This window comes from Paraplanobispora takensis (genome assembly GCF_016863195.1).
Classification (GTDB): Bacteria; Actinomycetota; Actinomycetes; order Streptosporangiales; family Streptosporangiaceae; genus Planobispora; species Planobispora takensis.
Genome location: NZ_BOOK01000020.1, coordinates 72,198 through 96,567, shown reverse-complemented (window position 1 = coordinate 96,567; position 24,370 = coordinate 72,198). Strand labels below are relative to the sequence as shown.

Below are 24,370 nucleotides of genomic sequence, written 5' to 3'. Positions count from 1 at the left end.
GGGCATCAATGCACCGCGCCTCCTTCACCCTCGACCCCTCCTTCTCCATCGGCTCCGCCGACCCCCGGCTGTTCGGCTCCTTCGTCGAGCACCTGGGCCGATGCGTCTACACCGGCATCCACGAGCCCGGCCATCCCACCGCCGACGAGCACGGCCTGCGCCGTGACGTGCTCGACCTGGTCCGCGAGCTGGGCGTCACCGTCGTGCGCTACCCGGGCGGCAACTTCGTCTCGGGCCACCGCTGGGAGGACGGCGTCGGCCCCGATCGCCGGGTACGGCTGGAGCCCGCGTGGCGGTCGATCGAGACCAACGCGTTCGGCCTGGGCGAGTTCGCCGCCTGGGCGCGCGCGGCCGGGGTCGAGCCGATGATGGCGGTCAACCTCGGCACGCGGGGCGTCCAGGAGGCCTGCGACCTGCTGGAGTACGCCAACCACCCGGGCGGCACGTACCTGTCCGACCTGCGGGCCGAGCACGGCGCGGCGGAGCCGTACGGCATCCGGATGTGGTGCCTGGGCAACGAGATGGACGGCTCCTGGCAGATCGGGCACCGGCCCGCCGCCGACTACGGGACGCTCGCCACGGCGGCCGCCCGGGCCATGCGGATGATCGACCCGGGCCTCGAACTGGTGATCTGCGGCAGCTCCCACCATGACATGCCGACCTTCGGCGCCTGGGAGGAGGAGATCCTGACGGCCGCCTACGACGACGTCGACCACGTGTCGCTGCACGCCTACTACCGGGAGGAGGACGACGACCCGGCCAGTTTCCTGGCCTCCGGCTCGGCGATGGAGGGCTTCATCGAGGACGTGGTGGCCACCTGCGACCACGTGCGGGCCAAGCTCAAGCGGCGCAAGCGGATCACCCTGTCGTTCGACGAGTGGAACGTCTGGTACATGAAGCCGCTGGAGGAGGAGGCCCGGCCCTGGGAGCGGGCGCCCCGGCTGCTGGAGAACACCTACTCGCTCACCGACGCCGTCGCCGTGGGGGGCATGCTGATCGCCCTGCTCCGGCACGCGGACCGGGTGAAGATCGCCTGCCAGGCCCAGCTGGTCAACGTGATCGCCCCCATCATGACCGAGCCCGGCGGACCGGCCTGGCGTCAGACGATCTTCCACCCGTTCGCCCAGGCCGCCCGGTACGGCCGCGGCGAGGTGCTGCGCGTCGAGCCCGTCTCCCCCGTCGTCGAGACCGCCAAGTACGGCGAGGCGCCGCTGCTGCACGCCACCGCCGTGCGCGACGGGGACGACGGCACCGTCACGGTCTTCGCCGTCAACCGCGCGCTGGACGGGCCGATGGAGCTGACCGTGGACCTGCGGACGCTGGACGGGCTCCGCGTGCTCTCCCACGAGACGCTCGCCGACGACGACCGGCACGCCAGGAACACCCGCGAGGACCCCGACCGGGTACGGCCCCGCCCGCTGGAGGGCGCCGCGGTCGAGGACGGCCGGCTGCGCGCGACGCTGCCCCCGCTGTCCTGGAACGTCATCCGCCTCGGCCCGTGACGGGTCCCCGGCCCCCGGCGGGAACCGGGGGCCGGGCTCCGATCGACGAGGACGGCTCAGAGGGCGACGGCTCAGGGAGCGGTGATCCGGTCCCCGATGAGCGCCAGGTTCTGGATGGCGGCCAGGCCGTACTGGGCGGCGTCGTTGGTGGAGACGAACGGCGCCTCGGTGACCGGCATGAGCACGGCCGGGCCGCGCACCTCGGTCAGCCGCCAGTCGTCCTGCCGCTGCAGCGGGTTGACGTTGAGCTGGTCGCCCTCGTCCACGAAGAATGCCCGCCAGGCGAGCCGGGCGAGCTCCGCGTCGCCGGTGCGGGCCGCGGCGTAGGCGGCGAGCCTGCTGTGCGCCTGGATCATCGAGATGCCCGACAGCGCCCGGCCGACCTCGGCGGCCTGCCGCTCGGCGGGGGCGAGGTAGAGCCGGCAGTAGTCCAGCCAGGCCCGCTCGAAGCCGGGCACGCCCAGCTCCAGGTCGATCAGCTCGGCGCAGATCTCCGGGAGCCCGAACAGCGCCGACAGGTGGGAGACGTCGATGACCTCCCGGGTGGTGTCGAACCGGCCGGTGGCCAGGTCCAGGCGGGCCTCGCCGGTGAGGAAGCCGTACGGCAGCGCCCCGATGTCGGCCATCGTGCCCAGCAGCCGGTCCCGGGCCCGCTCGTCGCCGTGCCGCTCCCATCGGGTGAGCCAGGCGGCGGCCAGCGCCCCCCAGTCCACGCCGAGCCCGACCGAGAGCGCGACGGGATCGGGGGTGTAGACGTCGCGGCGGACCTTGCGCAGCGGGTCGACGGCCAGGAACGTCTCCTCGGGCGCGGCCAGCTCGTCGAGCAGGTCCCCGGTGCGCTCGTCGGCGGTCAGATAGTAGAGGAAGCGCCGGTAGGCGGCGTTGGAGACGCGCAGCTGCTTGCAGCTGCACCCCCAGTGCTGCACGTTGTGCCGGGACCCCAGCCCCTTCCACCGGCCCAGGTGATAGACGTCCACCTCGCCGGTGTGCCGGGTCATCGCCTCGGCCAGGCGGAAGACGTCGGCCCGGCCGGTGCGCAGGTACTGGTACCACAGCCACAGGTCCGGTGAGAGCTCGGAGTTGTCCCAGGCGTAGCCGCCCACGTCGTAGCGCCAGGTGTGCCGGTCGGGGTCGTAGGCGTGCATGACGTCGCCGTAGTCCCAGAACCCGTACCACCGGCGCTCCTCGCGCTGACGCGCGTAGAAGTCCGCCAGGAAGTCCAGCCGGTCCTCGATCGCCGCGGCGGCCGGGGCGGAGCGGTCGGGCGGCGACCAGGTGCCGAACACGCCCGCCGCCCGCGTCCGCCCGGGGGTGACGGTCAGCAGTCCGGGACTCTCCAGCAACGCGGCGTACTCGGCCAGCTCGGCGGCGGCCGGGGTGGCCGGGCAGGCCCGCAGGCTCAGCTCGTGGGTGCGGGCGACGCCGTGCGGGTCGCCGAAGCCGGGCTCGTGGTCCTCGTAGGTGATCTCCAGCCCTTCGAGCTGCCCGGCGTGGGTGTCCTGGCCCATCCCGTCGTGCCAGAAGCGCAGGTCCATGGGCGGGGCGCCGGGCGACCAGAGCCAGACGGTGGCGGCGGCCAGGCCGGTCGCGGCGCCGCGGACGTCGAGCCGGGTGGGGTGCAGCCGCCAGAAGTCGCGCAGCCCGAAGCCCAGGCCGCCGGTGACGCCCCCGACGTAGCCGTACCCCCGCGACCTCGTGCCCGCCGGGACGGTGACCCAGGCGTGGCCGGGCGCGGTGCGCTTGCGCAGGGTGAAGCCGTCGGCGCTCGCCTGGTCGAGGATGTAGTCGTTCCAGGCCGGGATCAGGTGGAGGCGATCGGCCACCTCCGGGTCGCCGATCCCACCGGCCGGACGGCCCCCGACCTGCGCGCGCCGTACGGCCTCGCCCGGATCGCGGCGCAGGCCGGTCAGGCCGCGGACGGCCTCGGTGAGGAAGCCCTCCGCACCGGCCAGCCGGACGTGCCGGTCGTGCAGCGCGTCGCGCATGACCACCCGCGCCCGCAGGCCCAGACCGGCCAGGAAGTCCCGGGAGGCGTCGCCGTCCCAGACGAAGCTGTGCACGACGCGCACGTCCGCCGCCCCGGCGTAGAAGTACAGGCGCACGGTGAACGGCAGCCAAGAACCGTCCTCCGCGGTGCCCTCCCCGGGGCCGTTCCCGGCGCCCTCCGCAGTGCCTCCCCCGGCGCCCCCGTCGGGGACGTGCCGGCCCTCCAGCCGCACGACCGCGCGCACCGGGCCGTCCTGCTCGACGACGACCCGCGTGACCCTCCCGGTGTACGGCGCGCGGACGCGCGAGCCGTCCTCGTCGGGGGTGTCCTGGCGCAGGCTGACCAGGCGCACCTCACGCGCGATCTCGGCGCCGCCGTACGTGATGGACGTGATCAGGTCGGTCCCGTCCCTGCCCGGCAGCGCCCAGGCGACCGGCCCGGCGGCCACCCGCAGCGCGTCGCCCTCGCGGGTGACCGTCACCGGCTCCTGCGGCGCGGCGGGCTCGGTGCCCGGGACCAGCTCGTAGGAGGCGGCGGGCACGGCCTGCGGGCCGACGGCGTGGGCCGACCACTTGACCGAGCCGTCGGGCCAGGTGGCGGTGGTCCAGCTCTGCACGGGCGTGCCGCCGGCGAGCGCGAAGGGGGTGCCGGGCCGTACGGCGCCGCGCGGCCAGGGCACCCCCCAGCTCACGCCCTGCCGGCACGGGCCCTCCAGCCAGCGCAGCGCCGTCGCCCCGCCCGCCGTCGCCCCGGCCGTCGCCGTCGCGGGCACCGTCCCCTCGGCCCTCACTCCTTCACCGACCCGATCAGCACGCCCTTGGCGAAGTACTTCTGCAGGAACGGATAGAAGAACAGGATCGGCAGCGTCGCGATGACGATGACCGCGAACTTCAGGCCCTGCGCCGGGAAGAAGACCGAGTCGAGCTGGGCCAGGGCGTTCTCGGCGTCGGCGCTGGTGAGCTGGCGGACCAGCACCTGCAGCGTCCACTTGCCGGAGTCGTCGATGTACAGCAGCGGTGAGACGTAGTCGTTCCAGATGCCCACCGCGTAGAACAGCGAGAACGTGGCGATGATCGGCTTGGAGAGCGGCAGCACGATCTTGAAGAAGACGCCCATCTCGTTGCAGCCGTCGATGCGCGCCGCCTCCTCCAGCGCCTGCGGCAGCTCCTGGAAGAAGCTCTTGACGATGATCAGGTAGAACGGGTTGATCGCCAGCGGCAGGATCAGCGCCCAGTAGCTGTCGAGCAGTCCCAGGTCGCGCACCACCAGGTAGGTGGGGACCATGCCGCCGCTGAACACCAGCGTGAAGATGACCAGGTTCAGCACGAGCGCGCGTCCCGGCAGGTACCGCTTGGCCAGCGGGTAGGCCATGGTGAAGGTCAGCATGACCTGGACCACCGTGCCGGCCGCCGTCACGCAGATCGTGGTGATCAGGGCGCGGACGAAGGTGCCGGTGCCGAAGATGTACTCGTAGGTGTCGGTGACGAACTTCTCCGGCCACAGGAAGAACGGCCGGGTGGCGATCTCCGACTCGGTGGCGAACGACCCGGCCAGCACGTAGAGCAGCGGCAGCACCGTGACCAGGGCCAGGGCGGTGAGCAGCGCGATGTTGAGCGCGTCGAAGACGCGGCTGCCGAGGGACTTGTAGTGGTTGACCGACATGCCGGGCGCTCCCTAGAACAGTCCGCGCTGGCCCAGGCGCTTGGCCAGCCAGTTGGAGCCGAAGATCAGGACGACGCCGGCCAGGCCCTTGAACAGGCCGACGGCGGTGGAGTAGCTGAAGGCGCCCTGGGTGATGCCGATGTAGTAGACGTAGCTGTCGAAGACGTCGGCGACCGATCGGTTCAGCGAGTTGGTCATCAGCCAGATCTGCTCGAAGCTGGCGTCGAGCAGGTTGCCCGAGGTGAGGATGGCCATGACCACGATCGTGGGGCGGATGGCGGGCAGCGTGATGTGCCAGAACTGCCGCCGGCGCCCGGCGCCGTCCATGCGGGCCGCCTCGTAGAGGTTCGGGTCCACGCTCGCCAGCGCGGCCAGATAGATGATCGTGCCCCAGCCGGTCGACTTCCACAGCGTCTGCATGATGATGATCGGCCGGAACCAGTCCGCCTGCGCGACGTAGTCGGTCCGGGGACCGCCGAACACCTCGTGGATGAAGTTCGCGATCACCCCGAAGTCCACCGCGAACAGCAGGTACGTCAGGGAGGCGACGATCGTCCAGGACAGGAAGTGCGGGATGTAGATCAAAGACTGGATCGAGCGCTTGAGCACGCTGACCCGCAGCTCGTTCAGCATCAGCGCGACGATGATCGGCGCCGGGAAGACGAAGATCACCGTCAGCAGCGCGAGGATCAGCGTGTTGGACAGCAGGCGGCCGAAGTCGGGGCCGGTGAACAGCTCCTCGAAGTGCTTGAAGCCGACCCACTCGCTGCCCGAGTAGCCCAGGAACGGCACGAAGTCCTGGAAGGCGATCGTCAGGCCGTACATCGGCAGGTACTTGAAGACCACGAAGTAGGCCAGGCCCGGGACGAGCATCAGGTACAGCCAGCGGTACCGCAGCAGCGCGGTGCGGATCGGCACCCTCGCGGGGCCGCGCTCCGGGTCGGGGACCGCCTTCACCGGAGGCGGCGCCAGGTCGGTGGCCACAGCGGCCTCCTTTCACCGGGAGGGGCCCGGCCGCGCCGGGCCCCCCGTCAGGTCGGGTCAGCTGCCGCCGAGCTTGGCGTGCAGGTCGTTGATCTCGGCGATCACCTGGTCGCCGCCGCTCTCGTGCCAGCGCTCGACCTCGGCCCGGAGCTGCTCCTCGGTGATCTCGCCGGCCAGGTACTTCACCCGGGCGTCGGAGACGATCGGGTCGAGGGTCGCGCCCTTGCTGACGTAGGTGGGCGAGACGATCGGCAGCGTCGGGTTGTTCACGGCCGTCTGCAGGTCGAGCTCGACCAGTTCCTTGCGGAGCTTCAGGTTCTCCTGCTCGGCCTCGCTGGCCGGCATGGCGTCGTAGACGCCCATGCCGATGGTGGCCCAGGTGCCGAGCTGGATGAAGGCGAAGTCGACGTCGTTGTTGATGGTCTTGACCGCCGGGTCGTCGTCGCCGATCGGGACGTCGAAGCCGTTCTCCAGCTTGAAGTTGCGGCCCTCGATGCCGTTGGCCAGCAGGGTCTGGCCCTCCTCGGTGGCCAGCCTGTCCAGGGCCTTGAGCACCTCGTCCAGCTCGGCCTCGGTGCGCACGCTCTGCTTGGAGACGGCCAGGAAGCCGTTGTAGCCGTCGAAGGGGTAGGAGAACTTCTGGCCGTCGGAGCGCTTGAGGTTGCCGCCCATGGCGAGCTTGTCACCGTACTTCTCCGGGTCCTGCTCCTTGAGCAGGCCGTACATCTGAGTGGCCCGGACGTTGACGTCGATGATGATGCCGCCCTTGCCCTGGACGAACGGGTCGTTCCACTTGCCCGAGTCGAGGGTGGCGAAGTCCGGGTTGACCAGGCCCTCCCCGACCATCTTCTTCAGCCACCGGTTGGCGGTGTAGAACTCCTCGGTGTCGAAGGTGGGCACGAGCTTGCCGCCGCGGTCTCCGTAGCAGTTCGGGGCGCCGAACCAGGTCTCGACCACGTTGTACGGGCTTGAGCTGCAGAAGACCGGCGTGGGCCACTTGGGGATGATCAGCCCGTAGGTGTCCTTCTTGCCGTTGCCGTCCGGGTCCTTCTCGGTGAAGGCCTTGGCGACCTCGTAGAGCTCGTCGACGGTCTCGGGGACCTTCAGGTCCAGCTTGTCCAGCCAGTCCTTGCGGTACAGCACGGCCGAGCGCAGCAGCGGGCGGACCCGGTAGATGCCGTAGACCTTGCCGTTGATCGAGGCGTTGCGCTCGGCCTGCTCGGACTTGGCCTTGAGGTTCGGATACTTGTCCAGCTTGTCGGTGAGCTCCCAGAACGCCCCGGCCTGCGCGGCCTGGACGAACGAGGGGATCTTGCCCTGGATGACCATGACCTGCGGGATCGTGTCCGAGGCGAGCGTGACGTTGGTCTTGTCCTGGTATTCGGCGTTGGGCACCCAGGTGATCTTGAGCTTCTTGCCGACGACCTTCTCGACCGCCTTGTGCACCTCGCCGCCGGGGTCGGGGGCGGTGCCGAACAGCGGGACCATCATGGTCAGCTCGTTGCCCGCGGACTGCCCTCCTCCTCCGTCGTCACTGCCGCAGGCGGAGGCGAGGAGGGCGGTGGCCAGCGCGACCGTTCCGGCGAGCAGCCGGCGGGGGGTGGTGTTCATCAGATGCCTTTCGGGTGCAGGTGTGCCTCGTTCTCGGCGAAGAAGCGCAGGCAGAGCCAGGTGTCGAGCTGGATCCAGGCGCCGCCGGCCAGCGCGAGCGCCAGGAACGGGAAGGTCGTGGCGGCGAACGCCACCGCCGTGAAGACGAACAGCAGCAGGACCGTGGACGCGGGGCGGGCCAGGACCAGCCGCGAGGCTTTGGGCAGGCAGGCCAGGGGCCGCAGGTCGTAGTGGACGTACATGGGCAGCAGGTAGGCCGTGACGGCGGCCACCACGAGCAACCCCGCGAAGGTGATCAGCCCGGGCGGGGCCGTTGCCAGCCCGAGGGCCGAGAAGTACAGGTGGTTGCCGTACAGCACGCCCGCCACCGCCAGCGGCGGGAGCACCAGCAGCGAGCCGCGCACGAACTCCCGGCGGTAGACGGCCGCGAACTCCGGCCAGAGCCGCGAGGTCCCGGACCGGGCGTGCCGCCGGGCCAGCGTGTACGCCGCGACGGTCGCGGGCCCGATCCCCAGCACCACTCCGCCGGCGAGGGTGAACACGATCCAGGCGAGGTTGAGCCGGAGCGCCCACACCAGCTCGTCGCAGGCCGCGTAGAGCCGGACCGGCCAGGCGGTCATCGGTCACCCCCCGGGGTGACCCGCAGGTTCGCGTACTCCCCGATCATCGGGGCCATCTGCCGGAACCCGATCTTCCCGCCGGGCAGCGGGCTCTCGTCCCGCCAGCGGAAGGAGACCAGCTCGCCGATCCGGAAGGTGATCTCTCCCCGGTGGACGGTCAGGCGCACCGGATAGGGGCCCTGGGCGTCCAGCACCGCCGGGAGCGGGTCCGCTCCCCGGGCGACGAGGTGGAAGCCGTGGCTCTTGCGCAGGTTGCAGGTGTGCAGGCGGCGCTCGGAGGGCCACATGCGGCGGAAGTAGGACACGTGGTAGGCGTCCAGGTCGCCGTGGTGGTACTGCTCGTAGGGACCGGTCCGGGGCGCGAGGTCGAAGAGGTCCTCGCCCTTCCTGCCCCTGGCGTGGAAGAACAGGATGCACAGGCCCGGCTCGTGGACGGGCCAGAAGTCCCACTCGACGGTGACGTCCGGGGGGAAGTCCTCCGGGCACCACAGGACGATGTTGGCGTCCTGCCCGTCCTCGGGGGGCCGCAGGCTCTCCAGGCGCATCCTGCCCCGGGGGAACGAGATCGCCCCCTCCCCCTCCAGCCGGAATCCGTCGAGGTCCGCGGATGAGGCGAGGGGATTGCGGTACGGCATGCCGTCGCCTTTCCTGTGTGATCGCTCCTCTAGGTAAGCGCTTTCCAAACCGTCGTGAAGCGCCCCTCTGCGGGGAGGGGATGGCCCGTGCCGCCGGTCGCCGTGCGCGCCGGAGCACCACGTTGTGATCGCTCACAGACGTGTTACGTCTGCTTTACCGGGGATTAAAACGTTCCCCTAGCGGACGCACAAGACCTGATCGCCGCCGAATCACGCGGGCGGCCCGCCCCGGGGGCCGATCCGGGCAGGTCGGACGAGGGTTTCCGCAGGTGGAAAGCGCATACCGAGATCCGTACGGCGCGCCCCCGTTCCGGGTGGGTTACCTGAACGTTACAGATCGACCAACCCCTGGAACACCGGACGCGGCCGGTACGTGGCCGATCAAGAAGAACGTTTCAATTGGGATTTTCCTTATAGAAGATGATTTTTCCGGCATCTCCTACCAGGCGATGCCCCCGTCGAGCCGGTGGTAGAAGGGGCTGGCCGGATCGATCTCCCCTCTCCGCACGGGGCGTCCGGTCAGGGCCGAGGCGTACAGCGCCGTGACGAACTCCATCGCGCGCCGGCCGTCGGCCCCGCTCGCCGCAGGCCGCCGCCCGCGCTCGAAGGCGTCCAGCAGCGGGCCCAGCTGCGCCGCGTGACCGCTCGGCACGTCCCGCGGCGGGTTCCACAGCGGCGAGGTGGAGGTCCAGTCCTCGTTGCGGTAGCCGTACAGATGGCGCAGCTCGACCGTGCCGCCGGCGAAGTCGAAGCGCAGATAGCTCTCCTCGCGCGGGGACAGCACGCTGTTGACCACGCTCGCCATCGCGCCGCCGTCGAAGCGCACCGCGGCCATCGACACGTCCTCTGTCTCGATCGGCCGCTCCAGCCGCCCGGCCATCGCCCGGATCTCCGCCCAGTCGCCGAGCACCGACAGCATCAGGTCGATCTGGTGGATGCCGTGCAGCACGGTGGTGCCGCCGCCCTCGGTCTCCCACCTGCCGCGGTACGGCACCGCGTAGTAGTCCGCGTCCCGGTACCAGGTGGTGTGGCACAGTCCCACCAGCGGGCGGCCGAGCGCCCCGGCCGCCGTCAGCTCGCGCAGGTGCTCGGCTCCGGAGCCGAAGCGCTGCTGGTAGACGACCGCGACGTGGGGCCCGGCGGCGCCCTCGGCCGCCTGGATCCTGTCGTACTCGGCCAGCGACCTGCACAGCGGCTTCTCGCACCACACCCAGGCCCCGGCCCGCAGGCACTCGATCACCTGCTCGGCGTGCAGGTGGGGCGGGGTGCACACGAACACCACGTCGGGCCGCTCGGCGGCGAGCATCCCGGCCAGATCGGTGTGGACGGCCGGAACGCCGTGCTCGGCCGCGAACGCCGCGGCCCTGGCCTCGTCCACGTCGACGACGGCCACGAGTTCGATGCGGGTACGGTGGGCCCGTACGGCGGGCACGTGGCCGTGGGCGGCGACGGCGCCCGCGCCCACGATGGCGGCTCGTATCATGGAATGCCTCACCAGTAGAACGTTTTACCTTCTCCGGCGACGCTAGGGCGACCTTTTCCCCGGTGTCAACGCTGATCCACATCTCGCGGGGGCGGATTGGCGCTTGTGAGGTTGTTACGTTTTAATCTAGATCCATGGCCACGGTCAGCATCAAGGAGGTCGCCGCTCGCGCGGGCGTCTCCCCCGGCACGGTCTCGAACGTGCTCAACCGGCCCGCGAAGGTCGCCCCCGGCACCCGGGAGCGGGTGCGGCGGGCGATCCACGAACTCGGCTTCGTCCGGCACGGCTCGGCCTCGACGCTGCGCGCCGGGCACAGCAGGACCGTCGGCCTGAGCGTCATCGACATCGGCAACCCCTTCTTCACCGAGATCGCGGCCGGGGTCGAGGAGATGGCCAGCGAGCGCGGCTACGCCGTGATCCTCGGCAACTCCGCGGGCTCGCGGACCAAGGAGGAGCGCAACCTGCGCGTGCTCGCCGAGCAGCGGGTGCGGGGCGTGCTGATCACCCCGTCGGACCAGGACCTCGCGCGGCTGGACCGGCTGCGCGAGCGCGGGATCAGCGTCGTGCTGGTCGACCACCCGGGCCACCGGCCCGACCAGTGCGCGGTGGCGGTCGACGACGTGGCGGGCGGCCGGGCGGCCGTGGCGCATCTGCTGGCCGGGGGCGCCCGGCACGTCGCCTACGTGACGGGGCCGCTGACGATCCGCCAGTGCGCCGAGCGCCGGCAGGGCGCGCTGGCGGCGCTGGAGGCGGCCGGCCTGGACCCGGACCGGCTGGAGATCGTCGAGACGGCGGCCATGACGGCGCGGGCCGGCGAGCGGGCGGCCGGCGACCTGCTGCGGGACGGCCTGCCCGAGGCGATCTTCTGCGCCAACGACCTGCTCGCCCTCGGCGTGCTGCGCACACTCCTGCAGGCCGGGGTGCGGGTGCCCGACGACGTGGCGCTGATGGGCTACGACGACATCGACTTCGCCGCGGCCTCGGCCGTGTCGCTCAGCTCGATGCGCCAGCCCACCCACCAGCTCGGGCGCACCGCCACCGAGCTGCTGCTCGACGAGTGCGACAACCCCGGCACCCACGCCCACCAGCACATCATGTTCCAGGCCGAGCTGGTGGCCCGGGAGTCCACCCGCTGAGCATGCCGTCCCACCCGCTGAGCGCGGGGGGCTCGGGGCCCGCCCGCCGTCCCGCCCGCCCGGCGGTGCGCGCCGGGCGGGACGGGGCGATCGGCGGGTCAGCTCGCCGCGTGCGGCAGGCTGCTGGAGGCCACCAGCGTCCGGATCGCGCGCAGCGCCACCGACAGCGTCGCGAGGTCGAAGTTGTCGCTCTCCCAGATCTCCGACAGCGTCTGCCGGGCCCGGGCGACCGCCGCCCAGTTGGTCTCGGCCCAGCGCGCGAGCCGCTCCTCCGGGGACAGCCCCGGCTCGCTGTGCACCAGGACGTCGCGGGTGAGCGAGGCGTGCGCGGCGTAGAGGTCGTCGCGGAGGGCGGCCCTGGCCATCGAGTTCCACCGGTTGTCCCGGGGCAGCGCGATGACCCGCTCCCGCAGCGCGGACAGCTGGAGCCGGTCGGCCAGGTCGAAGTAGACCTCGGCCGCCTCGTTCACCGGCCGGCCGGTGGTGGCCGCGATCTCCACCAGGTCGAAGGTCGAGTAGGCCGGGACCATCGCGGCGACCCGCTCGGCCAGGTCCTCGGGCACCCCGCGGGCGATGAAGACGTCGCGGCGCTCCTCGAAGGCCAGCAGGTCCGACCCGGTCAGCAGCTTGGGCAGGTGCGGCAGCAGGCCGTTCATGCCCTTGGCGAAGTAGCCCACCGTGGAGGCCAGGTCCAGCGGCGGCCGGCGGTTGCCCAGCAGCCAGCGGGCCCCGCGCTCGCACAGCTTGCGCGCCTCCAGCTCCATGGCGATCTGGGTGGCGGTGTCCACCTTGTTGTCCAGCTCCTCGACCGCCCGCCAGAAGCTGGGCATGTCGAAGACCTCGCGGGCCACGAGGTAGGCGCGGGCGATGTCCGGGGTGGAGGCCCCGCTCTCCTCGCCGAAGCGGAACATGAAGGTGGTGCCGCTGGAGTTGACCAGGTCGTTCACCACGCAGGTGGTGATGATCTCCCGGCGGAGCGGGTGCTCGTCCATGGAGGAGCGGAAGCGCTCGCGCAGCGCCGAGGGGAAGTACGACACCAGCCAGGAGGCCAGGTAGGGGTCGTCGGGCAGGTCGGAGGCGAGGATCTCGGCGTCCATCACCAGTTTGGTGTAGGCCAGCAGCACCGAGAACTCCGGCGCGGTCAGCCCGAGCCCGGCCTGGCGCCGCTCGGCGAGGGTCTTGTCCGAGGGCAGGAACTCCAGCTCCCGGTTGACCAGCCCGGCCCGCTCCAGCCGGCGCAGATAGCGGGAGTGGATGTGCAGCATCTCGGGCGCCTGCGCGCGGGCGGCGGCCAGCACCACGTTCTGGTCGTAGTTGTCGCGCAGGACCAGCTGGGCCACCTCGTCGGTCATGTCGAGGAAGAGCTGGTTGCGCTGCTTGTCGGTGAGCTCTCCGTCGCGGACCATCCGGTCCAGCAGGATCTTGATGTTCACCTCGTGGTCGGAGGTGTCCACGCCCGCGGAGTTGTCGATGAAGTCGGTGTTGGCCAGGCCGCCGTTCAGGGCGAACTCGATGCGGGCGAGCTGGGTCAGGCCCAGGTTGCCGCCCTCGCCGATCACCTTGCAGCGCAGCTGGGAGCCGTTGACCCGCAGCCCGTCGTTGGCCTTGTCGCCGACGTCGGCGTGCGACTCGACCGACGCCTTGACGTAGGTGCCGATGCCGCCGTTCCACAGCAGGTCCACCGGCGCCTTCAGGATGGCGCTGATCAGGTCGTTCGGGGCCAGGGCGGTCGCCCCGTCGGAGATGCCGAGGACGGAGCGCATCTGCGGGGAGATCGGGATCGACTTGGCCGTGCGCGGCCACACGCCGCCGCCGGCGGAGATCAGGTCGGCCGAGTAGTCCGCCCACGAGCTGCGCGGCAGCGCGAACAGCCGGGCCCGCTCGGCGTAGCTGCGCGCGGCGTCGGGATCGGGGTCGACGAAGATGTGCCGGTGGTCGAAGGCCGCCACCAGCCGGATGTGCTGGGACAGCAGCATGCCGTTGCCGAACACGTCACCTGACATGTCGCCGATGCCGACCACGGTGAAGTCGGTGCTCTGGATGTCCACGCCCGTCGTGCGGAAGTGGTACTTGACCGACTCCCAGGCGCCGCGGGCGGTGATGCCCATGGCCTTGTGGTCGTAGCCGATCGAGCCGCCGGAGGCGAAGGCGTCGCCCAGCCAGAAGCCGTACTCCTTGGCCACCCCGTTGGCGATGTCGGAGAACGTCGCGGTGCCCTTGTCGGCGGCGACCACCAGGTAGGTGTCGTCCTCGTCGTGCCTGACCACGTCCGCGGGCGGGACCACCTTGCCGTCGACCAGGTTGTCGGTGACGTCGAGCAGTCCGGAGATGAACATCCGGTAGCAGGCGACGCCCTCGGCCAGCAGGTCCTCCCGGGTGCCCGAGCGCGGCGGGTTCTTCACCACGAAGCCGCCCTTGGAGCCGGTGGGCACGATGACGGTGTTCTTGACCATCTGCGCCTTGACCAGGCCCAGGATCTCGGTCCTGAAGTCCTCCATCCGGTCCGACCAGCGCAGGCCGCCCCGGGCCACCTTGCCGAAGCGCAGGTGGACGCCCTCGACCCGCGGCGAGTAGACGAAGATCTCGAATCTGGGCCGCGGCAGCGGCAGCACGCTGATCGACGGCGAGTCGAGCTTCAGCGAGATGTACGGCTTGCGCGTCCCTCCCGTCTTGCCGTCCCCTCCCGTCTTGCCGTCCCCGGTCGTCTGGAAGTAGTTGGTGCGCAGCGTGGCCCGGATCATCTCCAGGTAGGCGCGCAGGATGCGGTCCTCGTCCAGGGAGGCGACGTCGTCCAGCGCGCCGAGGATCTCCTCGTTCAGCGCGTCGGCCAGCTCCTCGCGGACCTCCTGCGGACGGCGCGGGTCGAGCCTGGCCTCGAACAGCCGCACCAGCAGCCGCGCGAGCCGTACGTTGCCGAGCAGCACGCGCTCGATGTAGTCCTGGCTGAAGGTGGTCCCGGCCTGACGCAGATACTTGGCGTAGACCCGCAGGATCTCGGCCTGCTCCCAAGTGAGCCCGGCGGCCAGGACGAGCGCGTTGAAGCCGTCGCTCTCCACCCGGCCGCGCCACAGCGCGTCGAAGGCGTCCTGGAAGAGCCGCTTGAACTCGTCCCTGTCCACCTCGCCCGAGGGGGTGTAGCGCAGGCCGAAGTCGTAGATCCAGGCGTCCTTGGTGCCCGGGTCGTCGTCGCGGTCGATCTCGTAGGGACGCTCGTCGACGACCTCGACGCCCATCCGCTGCAGCAGCGGCAGCACGTGCGACAGCGAGATCGGCGCGCCGATCCGGTAGAGCTTGAAGCGGCGCTCGCCCTCCGCGGCGTCGAAGGGCTCGTAGAGGTTCATCCCGATCTCGTCGGAGGACTTGGCGACCGCCTCCAGCCGGCGCAGGTCGGCCACCGCCATCCGGGGCGGGAAGTCGGCCTTGTAGCCCTCGGGGAAGGCCGTGGCGTACCGGCGGATGAGCCGGGGCGCCTCCTCCTCAGAGCTCAGCTCCGTGATGGCCGCCGCGAGGTCGTCCTCCCACGAGCGGGTGGTGGCGGCCAGCCTGGCCTCCAGCTCCTCCAGGTCCACCCCGTCGGCCGTCAGCGGCCTGCCCCGCTCACCGCGCACGACCACCTGCAGCCTGGCCAGCGCCGACTCGCCGATCATCGTCCTGTAGTCGGAGGACCTGCCGCCCAGGGCCTTGACCAGGATGTCCTGCATCCTCATGCGGATCTTGGTGGTGTAGCGGTCACGCGGCAGATAGATCAGGCACGAGATGTAGCGCCCGTAGTCGTCGGGGCGCAGGAAGGCCTTGACCTGCTTGCGCTCGCGGAGCCTGAGCACGCCGAGCGCGATGGGCAGCAGCTGCTCCACCGAGGTCTGGAAGAGCTCGTCCCGCGGGAAGGTCTCCAGTATCTCCACGAGGTCCTTGCCGTCGTGGCTGTCGGGGGCGATCCCCGCCCGGTCGAGGACCTCGGCCAGCTTGCGGCGCAGGACGGGGATGCGGGAGATCGACTCGTTGTAGGCGGCGTGGGTGAACAGTCCCAGGAAACGCCGCTCGCCGACGACCTCCCCTGCCTCGTCGAACAGCTTCACGCCCACGTAGTCCAGGTAGGCGGGCCGGTGCACGGTGGCGCGGCTGTTGGCCTTGGTGATGATCAGCATGTTCTGCTTCTCGCGGGCCTTGGCGCGCACCTCCGGCGGGAGCGCGGCGAAGCTGCCCGAGCCCACCTTGTCGTGGCGCAGGATGCCCAGCCCGGTCCCGGGCACCGCGTGCAGCTCGTCGCCCTTCTCGCCCCGCTCCAGGCGGTACTCCCGGTAGCCGATGAAGGTGAAGTGCCCGTCGGCCAGCCAGCGCATCAGCTCCAGGCTGTCCTCGACCCCGGCCAGGTCGAGCGGGGGCGGGTTGACCGACACGTCCTCGGCGGTCCGCACGGCCAGGGCCCGCATCTTGGTGAAGTCCTCGACGGCGTAGCGCACGTCCGCCAGGATCCGCTGGAGGTCGGCCTCCAGCTGCCGCAGCACGGCGGGGTCGGCCTGGCGGTCGATCTCGAAGTGCATCCAGGACTCGGTGATCACCTGCCCGGTGACGTCCTCCTGGTCCCGGCCGAGCAGCTTGCCGGTCATGTCCCGGCGCACCCGCATCTGGGGGTGGATCACCAGGTGGATGCCGATCTGGTGGCGGTCGAGCTCCATCGTCACCGAGTCGACCAGGAAGGGCATGTCGTCGGTGACCACCTCGACGACCGAGGCCCCGGGGTCCCAGCCCTGCTCCTCCAGGGTCGGCGTGTAGGCCCGCACCAGGGCCCGGCCCTGGGGGCGGTTCTCGGCGAGCTGGCGGTGGGCCGTGGCCGGGCCGTACAGGTTGACCGGGTCACGGTCCAGCAGGTCCTCCGGCGCGACATGCCTGTAGTAGAGCCTGAGGAAGGCGAGCACCTCCTCAACGCTCCTGTGGTCGCTGCCGGGAGTGTGCGCGCACATCTGGGCGGCGCTCCTCAGCAGCTCGTCTTTGGCCTCGTCGAGCGGCATGTCGCTCTCACTCCTTTGTGAGGGGTTTTGCTCATTTTGTCCGGCACCACATCAGCTTGTAGTGCCCTCGGGAAGGAAGGTGATACCCGGTCTCCGGATGCCGGGCATCCGCGACGGCGCGGCGGACCCGTCGCCGGTGAGCAAATCTTCGGCAAGCCGACCCGGGTCGTCGTGTGACCCGTGATTCGTCGCCGTCACCATCGGTGGACCGGAGATCTCATGGTCACGTACGGTGAGTCCTCGCCTGGAGGGGGCGGTGGGACAAGCATCCCACACAGAGGGTTCGCGGCCGTCGGACAGACGCACCCCCTCGTCACCGAAACTCCGCCCCTCAGGCAGGCCTCGCGGCACGGCACCTCCAGTGGCCGTCCGCTCGGTCCCCGTTGACCGAGATAAGCCACCGCTCCTGATACCACCCGAAAAGCTGTGGAACGTCAACGTGACGGCCTGTCACCGCCGACGGTGTCACAACCGCCGCGCGCCGTACGGCCCGGCGCCCCCGCCCCGGCCGTCCCCGGCGCAGCGGCGGAAGAAGGAAAACATGGCCCCGCCGGAACCGCCCTTTGATCGGCGGCCGGTCCGGTATGCAAGCGCAAAAAACCGGGTCATCCAGAACTTGCGACCTCCGGGCAACCTGCACGCCTTCAGGTGCGGGATCGATGAGGCCCGCATCGCTAGCATCTGGAAACCAAAGGACGGCTGTTTCGCATTATGCGGATGGCCTGAGCGCATTCAGTGGAAATGCCACAAGGAAAGTAAGCGGAGAATCCATCGCTTGATTCGCGGCGATTCTCCACTCTAAACGGAATTTCCGATACAGGGGGAAAGTTGACCGCACTCCGGTTGATCGCGGAAAGAACGTCGGCCCACGGAGACTCCGATGACCGCGGTCGTCGATCTTAACCGCCCGCCCGGAACGGCCGGGCAGGAGAGCCCCGGCGGCGTCGCCACCGCGACCGTGCCGGCCATGCGCAGGGGATCCGGCCGCCGCGTGCCGGTCCCGCCCCGGACGGGCGCGGGGCGCGGGACCCCCCGCCGCCTGTCCGCCCCTCTGGTGTGCCTGCTCGGCGCCGACCTCGTCTGCATGGCCGCCGCCGTCACCGCCGCCGGCGGCGGCCCGGCCGCCGTCGCGACCGCCACGGTCCTGGTGGCCGCCCTGAACGCCGCGCTGCGGCTGTACCGCCCGCGGATGGCGCCCTCGCTCCTGGACGACTGCATGACGCTCGCGGCGGGCGGGCTGGGCGCCACGGCGCTCGCCGCGGCCCTCGGCGCGGCGGTGCCGCCGGTGGACGGGCTGCGGGGCTGGGCCTGGGCCGGCCTGCTGTACACCGTCCTGGCCTGGTGCTGCCGGGGCACCGGATACGCCGCCCTGCGAAGACCGGGCGTGTGGCCCGGCACCCGCGACAGGCCCGTCCTCCTGGTCGGCGCCGGCGGCCACGGACGCCGGCTGGCCCGGGCCATGCTCGCCCATCCGGAGTACGGGTTGTCGCCGGTCGGGTTCCTCGACGACCGCCCGCCGGACACCGAGCTTCTGAACCCGGCCCCTCCCGACGCCGAGCCGCCGGTCCCGGTGCTCGGCCGGACCGACCGGATGGCCGAGACGCTGCGGGCCCACGGCGTCCGCGTCGTGATCGTCACTCCCGCCCTCTCCTCGGGGGTGCAGGTCCGCCGGCTGGTCCGCGTCGCCGGCGAACTCGGGTGCACGGTCTTCTTCGCCCCGGACCCCGGTGACTTCCTCGTGGACTTCCTGCCTCCGCGCGACCGCATCAGGGGCTTTCCCCTCCTGCGGATGCGCGCGCGTCCGCAGGAGCGGGCCACCTGGCCGCTGAAGCGGCTGCTGGACGTCGTCCTGGCCCTGGCCGGCCTGGTGGTCGGCGTGCCGGTCCTGGCGGTCTGCGCGCTGGCGCTGCGCCGCGAGGGCGGGCCGGACGTGCTGTTCCGCCAGAGCAGGGTCGGGCTGCGCGGGCGCCGCTTCGAGCTGCTCAAGCTGCGCACGATGAGGCCCGCCGACCCGCACGAGTCCGCCACCCGCTGGAGCATCGCCGACGACCGGCGGGTCGGGCCGGTCGGCAGGACGCTGCGCCGGACCTCGCTCGACGAGCTGCCCCAGCTGTGGAACATCCTGCGGGGGGACATGAGTATCGTCGGGCCCCGGCCCGAGCGGCCCTTCTTCGTCGAGCGCTTCTCCGCCTCCGTGCCGGGCTACGGCGAGCGCCACCGCGTCCCCGTCGGGCTCACCGGCTGGGCCCAGGTCCACGGGCTGCGCGGGGACACCTCCATCGAGGACCGCGCCCGGTTCGACAACCACTACATCGACGACTGGTCGCTCTGGTCGGACGTCAAGATCATGATCCGCACCGCCGGATCCGTGCTCCGTCCCGGTGGGAGCTGACCGTGCGGGCGTCGCGGTGAGCCGGCGGGGGCCGCTGCGGAGGCCGAGCCTCCTGGCGGCCGCGGCCGTGCTCCTCGTCTGCGTCCCGCAGGAGCGCGACGACCTGAGCGTCGCGATCGACGTGACGCCCGCCGACGTCGCCTCGGTCCTCCTGGTCGCGGTGGCCGCCGCGGCCCTCCTGTCCGGCGGCCGCCGGCTGCCGGGACGGGCGCTGGTGGCCGCCGCGCCGGTGGTCGCCGTGGGCGCGGCCACCGTCGCCTCGCAGGACGTCATGGCGAGCCTGCCCGGACTGGCCCGCTATCTGCAGGTGTTCGTGCTGGTCCCGCTGGCGGTGGCCGTGGTGCTGCGGGACCGGGTGGACCTGTGGGTGGTGGGCGGCGCGGTCTGCGGGGCCGCCCTCGTGCAGGGAGGGGTCGGGACCTGGCAGGCGCTGACCGGGACCGGCGCCTCCTACGCGGGCGAGAACGTCCGGGCGGTGGGGACCTTCGGCGCCACCGACGTCATGGGCATGGCCACGATCGTCGGCTACGGGCTGGTCGTCGCGCTGGCGCTCGCCCTGGCCCTGCGCGGCCGGGCGCGCGCGGCGGCCCTGGCGACGGCGGCGGCGCTGGTGGCGCCGCTGGTTCTGTCGCTGAGCCGGGGTACGTGGCTGGCGGTGCTGTGCGCCGCGGCGGTCATGCTCGTCCTGTACGGCCTGCGGCCCGCGGGCCGCGTCCTGCTGTTCGCCGCGGCCGCCGGGATGCTGCTGCTGCCGGCCGTACCGGACTCCGATCCGGGCACGATCGGCCGGCGGCTCTCCTCGATCGGCTCGTCGGTCACCCAGCCGGACCGCTCGGTGAGCGACCGCTACGACCTGTGGGACACCGCCACCGGGATCTGGCGGGACAGCCCCGTCACCGGCGTGGGACCCAAGGGGTTCGCCGCCGCCCGCGACTCCCGCGCCCCGCTCGCCCTGTCGTCGGGCAGCGACACCGCCGACCCGGTGCGGGGCTTCCAGCGTCAGCCGCTGCTGTCCCCGCACAACATGTACCTCCTCGTGCTCAGCGAGCAGGGGCTCGTGGGGATCACGGCCTTCTGCCTCCTGTTCGGATGCGTGGCCGTCTGGTCCGTCCGGCGCGCCCGCCGCGCCCGGTCCCGGGGCGAGCGCGCCGCCGGACTGGCCGTGACGGGCTTCCTGACCTGGCAGCTCGTCGACTTCACCTACTCCGACATCGGCGGCCCGCCGACCGTGGTGATGTCCGTGCTGCTGGGCGTCGCCCTGTGGTGGGCCGTCGCCGACGGCCCGCCCCTCCCTCCCGGACCAGGAGAGCACCGATGACCCTGACGGAGTCGCCCCGGAGCCGGGCGGAGAACCGGACCGCGAGCCGGGCCGCGGAGACCGCGCGCCGCAACCCGTTCCTGCGCGCCGTCACCGTCACCGCGGTGCTCGTCGCCCTCGGCTCCGCCCTCGGGTCCGCCCGCGACCTCCTGATGGCCCGGTTCTTCGGCGCGACCAGCGACACCGACGCCTTCCTGGTCGCCTGGACGGTCCCGGAGACCGTGGCGCCCCTGCTCATCGAGGGGGCGATGGCGTTCCTGCTGGTCCCGGTGTTCAGCCGGGCGATGGAGCGCGACGGCGGCCTGCGGCAGGCGGTCTCCGACACGCTGCCCCGCATCCTGACCGGTCTCGTCCTGGCCGCCGGGGCGACGGCGCTGGCCGCGCCGCTGCTCGTCGCGGCGCTGGCGCCCGGGCTCGACGACCCCGATCTCGCCGTACGGTGCACGCGGGTCACCTCGGCCACGGTCCTGATGTTCGGCGTGGCGGGATACCTGAGCGCGGCGCTGCGCGCCCAGCAGGTGTTCGGTCCCCCGGCGGCGATCTACGTCGCCTACAACACCGGCATCCTCGCCTTCCTGATCGCCTTCCACGACCGGCTGGGCGTGCTCGGCGCCGCCCTGGGGGTGGCGTGCGGCAGCGTCCTCATGGCGGCGGTGCAGGCCCCCCGCTTCCTGCGGCACGTCGGGCCGCCGCGCCGGCCGGCGCTCCGGGAGCCGATCTGGCTGGGGGCGTTCGTCCCGATCGCCACGTTCACCCTGCTGCGCCAGGGTCAGGTCTTCGTCGAGCGGTTCTTCGGCTCCGCCCTGCCGGCCGGCTCCATCTCCCACCTGAACTACGCGCAGAAGATCGCGCAGGTGCCGATGACGCTCTCGCTCATCATCGCCACGGTGACGTTCCCGGTCCTCGCGCGGAGCATCGCCGCGGGGGACGCCGTCACGACCCGCCGGCGTCTGACCACCGACCTCGGGCTGGCCGGGGCGATCATCCTGTCCTCCTCGGCCTTCCTCACCGTGTTCGCGCCGGAGATCGTCGCGCTGCTGCTGCAGCACGGGGCCTTCACAGAGGCGGACACGGCCGCCACCGCCCTGATCGTGCGCGTCTACTCTCTGGGCCTGCTCGGTCAGACGGTCGTCGGGGTCGTGTGCCGGGTGTTCTTCTGCGCGGAGCGGCCGACCTGGTATCCGGCGGTCGCGATGGCCGCCGGCCTGGCCCTCACCGCCGTCCTGGCCGCGCTCACCGCGCCGCGCTGGGGGACGGCGGGGATCACCGCGGCCAACGCGGCGGGCATCACGCTCACCGCGTCGGCGCTGCTGGCGGGGGTGCGCGGGCCGGTTCCCTCCCTCCTCCTGCGCGCCGTCCTGCCGGTCGCCGGTCGCCTCGCCCTCGCGGCCGGGGCGGCGGCCGGGGCCGGACTGCTCGCCCGTCCCGTCCTGGCGGGGCTTCCCGTCGTCCTCACCCTGCTGCTCGGCGCGGTCGCGGTCGGGCTCGTGTTCATCGTCGTGGCGACAGCCACCGGATCCAAGGAGATCGCAGAAATGATCGGTTTCGCGCCAGGAAGGGGACGCCCGTGAGCGGACGGCCGGGGTCCATGCCGTACGTGCTGATGTACCACTCGGTACAGGAGTACGACAACGACCCCTTCTTCATCACCGTCTCCCCCCGCCGCTTCTCGGCGCAGATGGCCTGGCTGCGGCGGTGCGGGCTGCGCGGGGTGTCGGTACGGGAGCTGCTCCTGGCCGAGGCCTCCGGGCAGGCGCGGGGGATGGTCGGGCTGACCTTCGACGACGGGTACACCGACTTCGCCGCCGTCGCGGTCCCCGTGCTCGCGCGGTACGGCTTCACCGCGACCGTGTTCGCCGTCGCCGGGCACCTGGGCGGGCACAACAGCTGGGACGAGAACGGCCCGGACAAGACGCTGATGACCGTGCAGGAGCTGCGCGAGGTGGCGGACGCCGGCATGGAGGTCGCCTCGCACACCCTCACCCACGCGTTCCTGGAGATGGCCGACGACGCCATGCTGGCCGCGGAGCTCAAGGAGAGCCGCACGGTCCTGGAGGGGGCGCTGGACCGCGAGGTGACCGGCTTCGCCTACCCGTACGGGCTCGCCGGCGCCCGCGAGGTGGACGCGGTCCGCGCGGCCGGCTACGCATACGCCTGCGCCATCTGGCCCTCCGAGAACAGCGGGCGCTACGCCCTGGCGCGGACCTACGTCGGGGACAGGGACGGGCGCCTGCGGCTGCGCGCCAAGCGCGTGCGCCACCACATGCGGTGGGGCAGAGTCCGATGAAGGTCCTGCACGTCATCACCGGCCTGGCCGCCGGGGGCGCCGAGCAGCAGCTGCGGGCGCTGCTGCCGCACCTGGGCGCGCACTGCGAGGTCGCCACGCTGACCAACCCCGGCGGTGTCGCACGCGCCATCGCGGACGGGGGCACCCCCGTCCACCACCTCGGCATGGGGGGCAACCGCGACCTGCGCGCCGTGGGCCGGCTGGCCCGCCTGATGCGGGCCGGCCGCTACGACGTGGTCCACACGCACCTGTACCGCGCCTGCGTGTACGGCAGGGTGGCGGCGCGCCTGGCGGGCGTCCCCGCGATCGTCGCGACCGAGCACTCGCTCGGGGAGGAACGCATCGAGGGACGGCGCGCGACCGCGGGGGTGCGGGCGCTGTACCGGGCCACCGAGGCCATGGGCGACCTGACCGTCGCGGTCTCCAGGGCCGTGGCGGAGCGCCTGGCCCGCTGGGGGGTGCCGCGTTCGCGGATCGAGGTCGTCCACAACGGCGTCGACGGCCGGGCCTTCGCCCACGACCCCCGCCTCGGCCGGGAGACCCGGGCGCGGCTGGGCATCGCGCCCGGGGCGTTCGTGGTGGGCGGCGTGGGACGGCTCGAACCCGGCAAGCGCTTCGACGTCCTCGTGGAGGCCGTCACGGGCTTCGAGGGGGCCGTGCTCCTGCTGGCCGGAGAGGGGTCCGCCCGGCGGGACCTGGAGGAGCTCGCCCGCACACTGGGCGTCGCGGACCGGGTGCGGTTCACCGGCGAGTCGGCGGAGGTGCCCGCGCTGCTGTCGGCCATGGACGTGCTCGCCTCCCCCTCGCAGGAGGAGACGTTCGGCCTGGCCGTCATCGAGGGCCTCGCGGCCGGGCTGCCCGTCCTGTACGCGGCCTGCCCCGCCCTGGACGAACTGCCCTCCGACGCCGCGCCCGGGGCCAGGCGCATCCTGCCCGACCCCGACCACCTGCGGGCCGAGTTGCACACCTTCGCCGCCGGCGCCGTACGGCTGCCGCCGCCCCGCGCCGTCGCGCACTACGACATCCGGCGCCACGCCGCCCGGATGGAGGCGCTGTACGACCGCGTGCTCGGCTCCCCCCTGGCGGGGGCCGACCTCCACGCGACCCAGAAGGAGTACCGATGAACGAGCCCGCGACGGCCGCGACACACCCGTGGAGATGGTGGCCGATGGCCGCCGCCGTCTTCCTGGGGACGCTGGGAGGCCTGGCCTTCTCCCTGGTCAAGGGGCCGGTGTACACCTCCGACGCCTACGTGGTGGTGGTCCCGGGCACCCCGGCGGGCACCGCCCAGGCGGTGAACTTCGCCCAGGTCTACTCCCGGATCGCCACGCAGCCCGCGGTCCTCGGCCTGGCCCTGGCCGGCGGCTCCCCCGCCGACGGGGAGCGGCTGCGGCGCGCGGTGCGGGCCTCCGCCTCGGCGGACGCGCCCATGGTGGGGCTGAGCGCCTCCGCCGCCGGCCCGCAGGAGTCCGCGGACCGGGCCAACGCCGTGGCCACCGCCCTGATCACCTACGCCAACCACCGCGCGACCGCCACCGGGGTGCGCCTGGTGGGCTTCGCCCCGGCGCTCGCCCCCGTCTCACCGTCCTCCCCGCCGCCCGCGCTCAGCGCCGCGGTCGGCGCGGCGGCCGGCGTCCTGGTCGGCGGCCTGGCCTGCCTGGCGTCGCCGATCCCGCTGCCCACCCGGCAGCGCCGGCGGATCGAGCCGTGGCCCGCCGCCTCCGGCCAGGGCGCGCTGTGAGCG

Annotated in this window: 16 protein-coding genes; 8 read left to right on the top strand and 8 right to left on the bottom strand. The window is 72.2% G+C overall.

What is annotated here, in order from left to right:
- Positions 1-8: 8 nt before the first annotated feature.
- The gene (arfA, locus tag Pta02_RS14810; protein ID WP_203875381.1) at positions 9-1,502 is read left to right on the top strand and encodes an arabinosylfuranosidase ArfA; all 1,494 of its coding nucleotides are present in this window, start codon (positions 9-11) and stop codon (positions 1,500-1,502) included.
- A 71-nt stretch (positions 1,503-1,573) separates the two neighbouring features.
- Here arfA and Pta02_RS14805 read toward each other — a convergent pair whose 3' ends face one another.
- The 7 genes from Pta02_RS14805 to Pta02_RS14775 all read right to left on the bottom strand — a co-directional run bounded on the left by Pta02_RS14805 (position 1,574) and on the right by Pta02_RS14775 (position 10,484).
- The gene (locus Pta02_RS14805; protein WP_239130566.1) at positions 1,574-4,279 is read right to left on the bottom strand and encodes an exo-rhamnogalacturonan lyase family protein; all 2,706 of its coding nucleotides are present in this window, start codon (positions 4,277-4,279) and stop codon (positions 1,574-1,576) included.
- Complete coding sequence (locus Pta02_RS14800) at positions 4,276-5,151, bottom strand: carbohydrate ABC transporter permease (RefSeq protein WP_203875380.1); 876 nt, start codon at positions 5,149-5,151, stop codon at positions 4,276-4,278. The genes Pta02_RS14805 and Pta02_RS14800 overlap by 4 nt, the downstream gene beginning before the upstream one ends.
- A 12-nt stretch (positions 5,152-5,163) precedes the next feature.
- The gene (locus tag Pta02_RS14795; protein ID WP_203875379.1) at positions 5,164-6,135 is read right to left on the bottom strand and encodes an ABC transporter permease; all 972 of its coding nucleotides are present in this window, start codon (positions 6,133-6,135) and stop codon (positions 5,164-5,166) included.
- Between the two features lie 57 nt (positions 6,136-6,192).
- On the bottom strand, positions 6,193-7,746 hold the full coding sequence (locus Pta02_RS14790; RefSeq protein WP_239130565.1) for an extracellular solute-binding protein: 1,554 nt from the start codon (positions 7,744-7,746) through the stop codon (positions 6,193-6,195).
- Positions 7,746-8,366 carry a YesL family protein gene (locus Pta02_RS14785; RefSeq protein WP_203875378.1) on the bottom strand — a complete coding sequence of 207 codons (621 nt, stop codon included), beginning with the start codon at positions 8,364-8,366 and terminating at the stop codon, positions 7,746-7,748. The genes Pta02_RS14790 and Pta02_RS14785 overlap by 1 nt, the downstream gene beginning before the upstream one ends.
- Positions 8,363-9,001 (bottom strand): DUF1961 family protein, encoded by a 639-nt coding sequence (locus tag Pta02_RS14780; RefSeq protein WP_203875377.1) that lies wholly within the window; start codon positions 8,999-9,001, stop codon positions 8,363-8,365. Before Pta02_RS14780 ends, Pta02_RS14785 begins: the two co-directional genes overlap by 4 nt.
- Before the next feature lie 439 nt (positions 9,002-9,440).
- A complete protein-coding gene (locus Pta02_RS14775; protein ID WP_203875376.1) occupies positions 9,441-10,484 on the bottom strand; it encodes a Gfo/Idh/MocA family protein in 1,044 nt (347 codons plus the stop codon).
- A gap of 134 nt (positions 10,485-10,618) precedes the next feature.
- Here Pta02_RS14775 and Pta02_RS14770 point away from each other — a divergent pair, with 134 nt between their 5' ends.
- A complete protein-coding gene (locus Pta02_RS14770) occupies positions 10,619-11,620 on the top strand; it encodes a LacI family DNA-binding transcriptional regulator (protein ID WP_203875375.1) in 1,002 nt (333 codons plus the stop codon).
- Positions 11,621-11,718: 98 nt separating this feature from the next.
- Here Pta02_RS14770 and Pta02_RS14765 read toward each other — a convergent pair whose 3' ends face one another.
- On the bottom strand, positions 11,719-16,629 hold the full coding sequence (locus Pta02_RS14765; RefSeq protein WP_203875374.1) for an NAD-glutamate dehydrogenase: 4,911 nt from the start codon (positions 16,627-16,629) through the stop codon (positions 11,719-11,721).
- Between the two features lie 880 nt (positions 16,630-17,509).
- On the opposite strand from Pta02_RS14765, the gene Pta02_RS14760 reads away from it, so the two are divergent.
- The 6 genes from Pta02_RS14760 to Pta02_RS14735 are packed head-to-tail and all read left to right on the top strand — an operon-like array spanning position 17,510 to position 24,367.
- The gene (locus Pta02_RS14760; protein ID WP_203875373.1) at positions 17,510-19,021 is read left to right on the top strand and encodes a sugar transferase; all 1,512 of its coding nucleotides are present in this window, start codon (positions 17,510-17,512) and stop codon (positions 19,019-19,021) included.
- The gene (locus tag Pta02_RS14755; RefSeq protein ID WP_203875372.1) at positions 19,011-20,339 is read left to right on the top strand and encodes an O-antigen ligase family protein; all 1,329 of its coding nucleotides are present in this window, start codon (positions 19,011-19,013) and stop codon (positions 20,337-20,339) included. The genes Pta02_RS14760 and Pta02_RS14755 overlap by 11 nt, the downstream gene beginning before the upstream one ends.
- Entirely contained in the window at positions 20,336-21,910 is a 1,575-nt protein-coding gene (murJ, locus tag Pta02_RS14750) for a murein biosynthesis integral membrane protein MurJ (RefSeq protein WP_203875371.1), read from the top strand. The genes Pta02_RS14755 and murJ overlap by 4 nt, the downstream gene beginning before the upstream one ends.
- Positions 21,907-22,626 carry a polysaccharide deacetylase family protein gene (locus Pta02_RS14745; RefSeq protein ID WP_239130562.1) on the top strand — a complete coding sequence of 240 codons (720 nt, stop codon included), beginning with the start codon at positions 21,907-21,909 and terminating at the stop codon, positions 22,624-22,626. The genes murJ and Pta02_RS14745 overlap by 4 nt, the downstream gene beginning before the upstream one ends.
- Positions 22,623-23,750 carry a glycosyltransferase gene (locus Pta02_RS14740; protein WP_203875370.1) on the top strand — a complete coding sequence of 376 codons (1,128 nt, stop codon included), beginning with the start codon at positions 22,623-22,625 and terminating at the stop codon, positions 23,748-23,750. The genes Pta02_RS14745 and Pta02_RS14740 overlap by 4 nt, the downstream gene beginning before the upstream one ends.
- Positions 23,747-24,367, top strand: a complete 621-nt coding sequence (locus tag Pta02_RS14735) for a YveK family protein (protein ID WP_203875369.1) — start codon at positions 23,747-23,749, stop codon at positions 24,365-24,367. Before Pta02_RS14740 ends, Pta02_RS14735 begins: the two co-directional genes overlap by 4 nt.
- Positions 24,368-24,370: the final 3 nt, after the last annotated feature.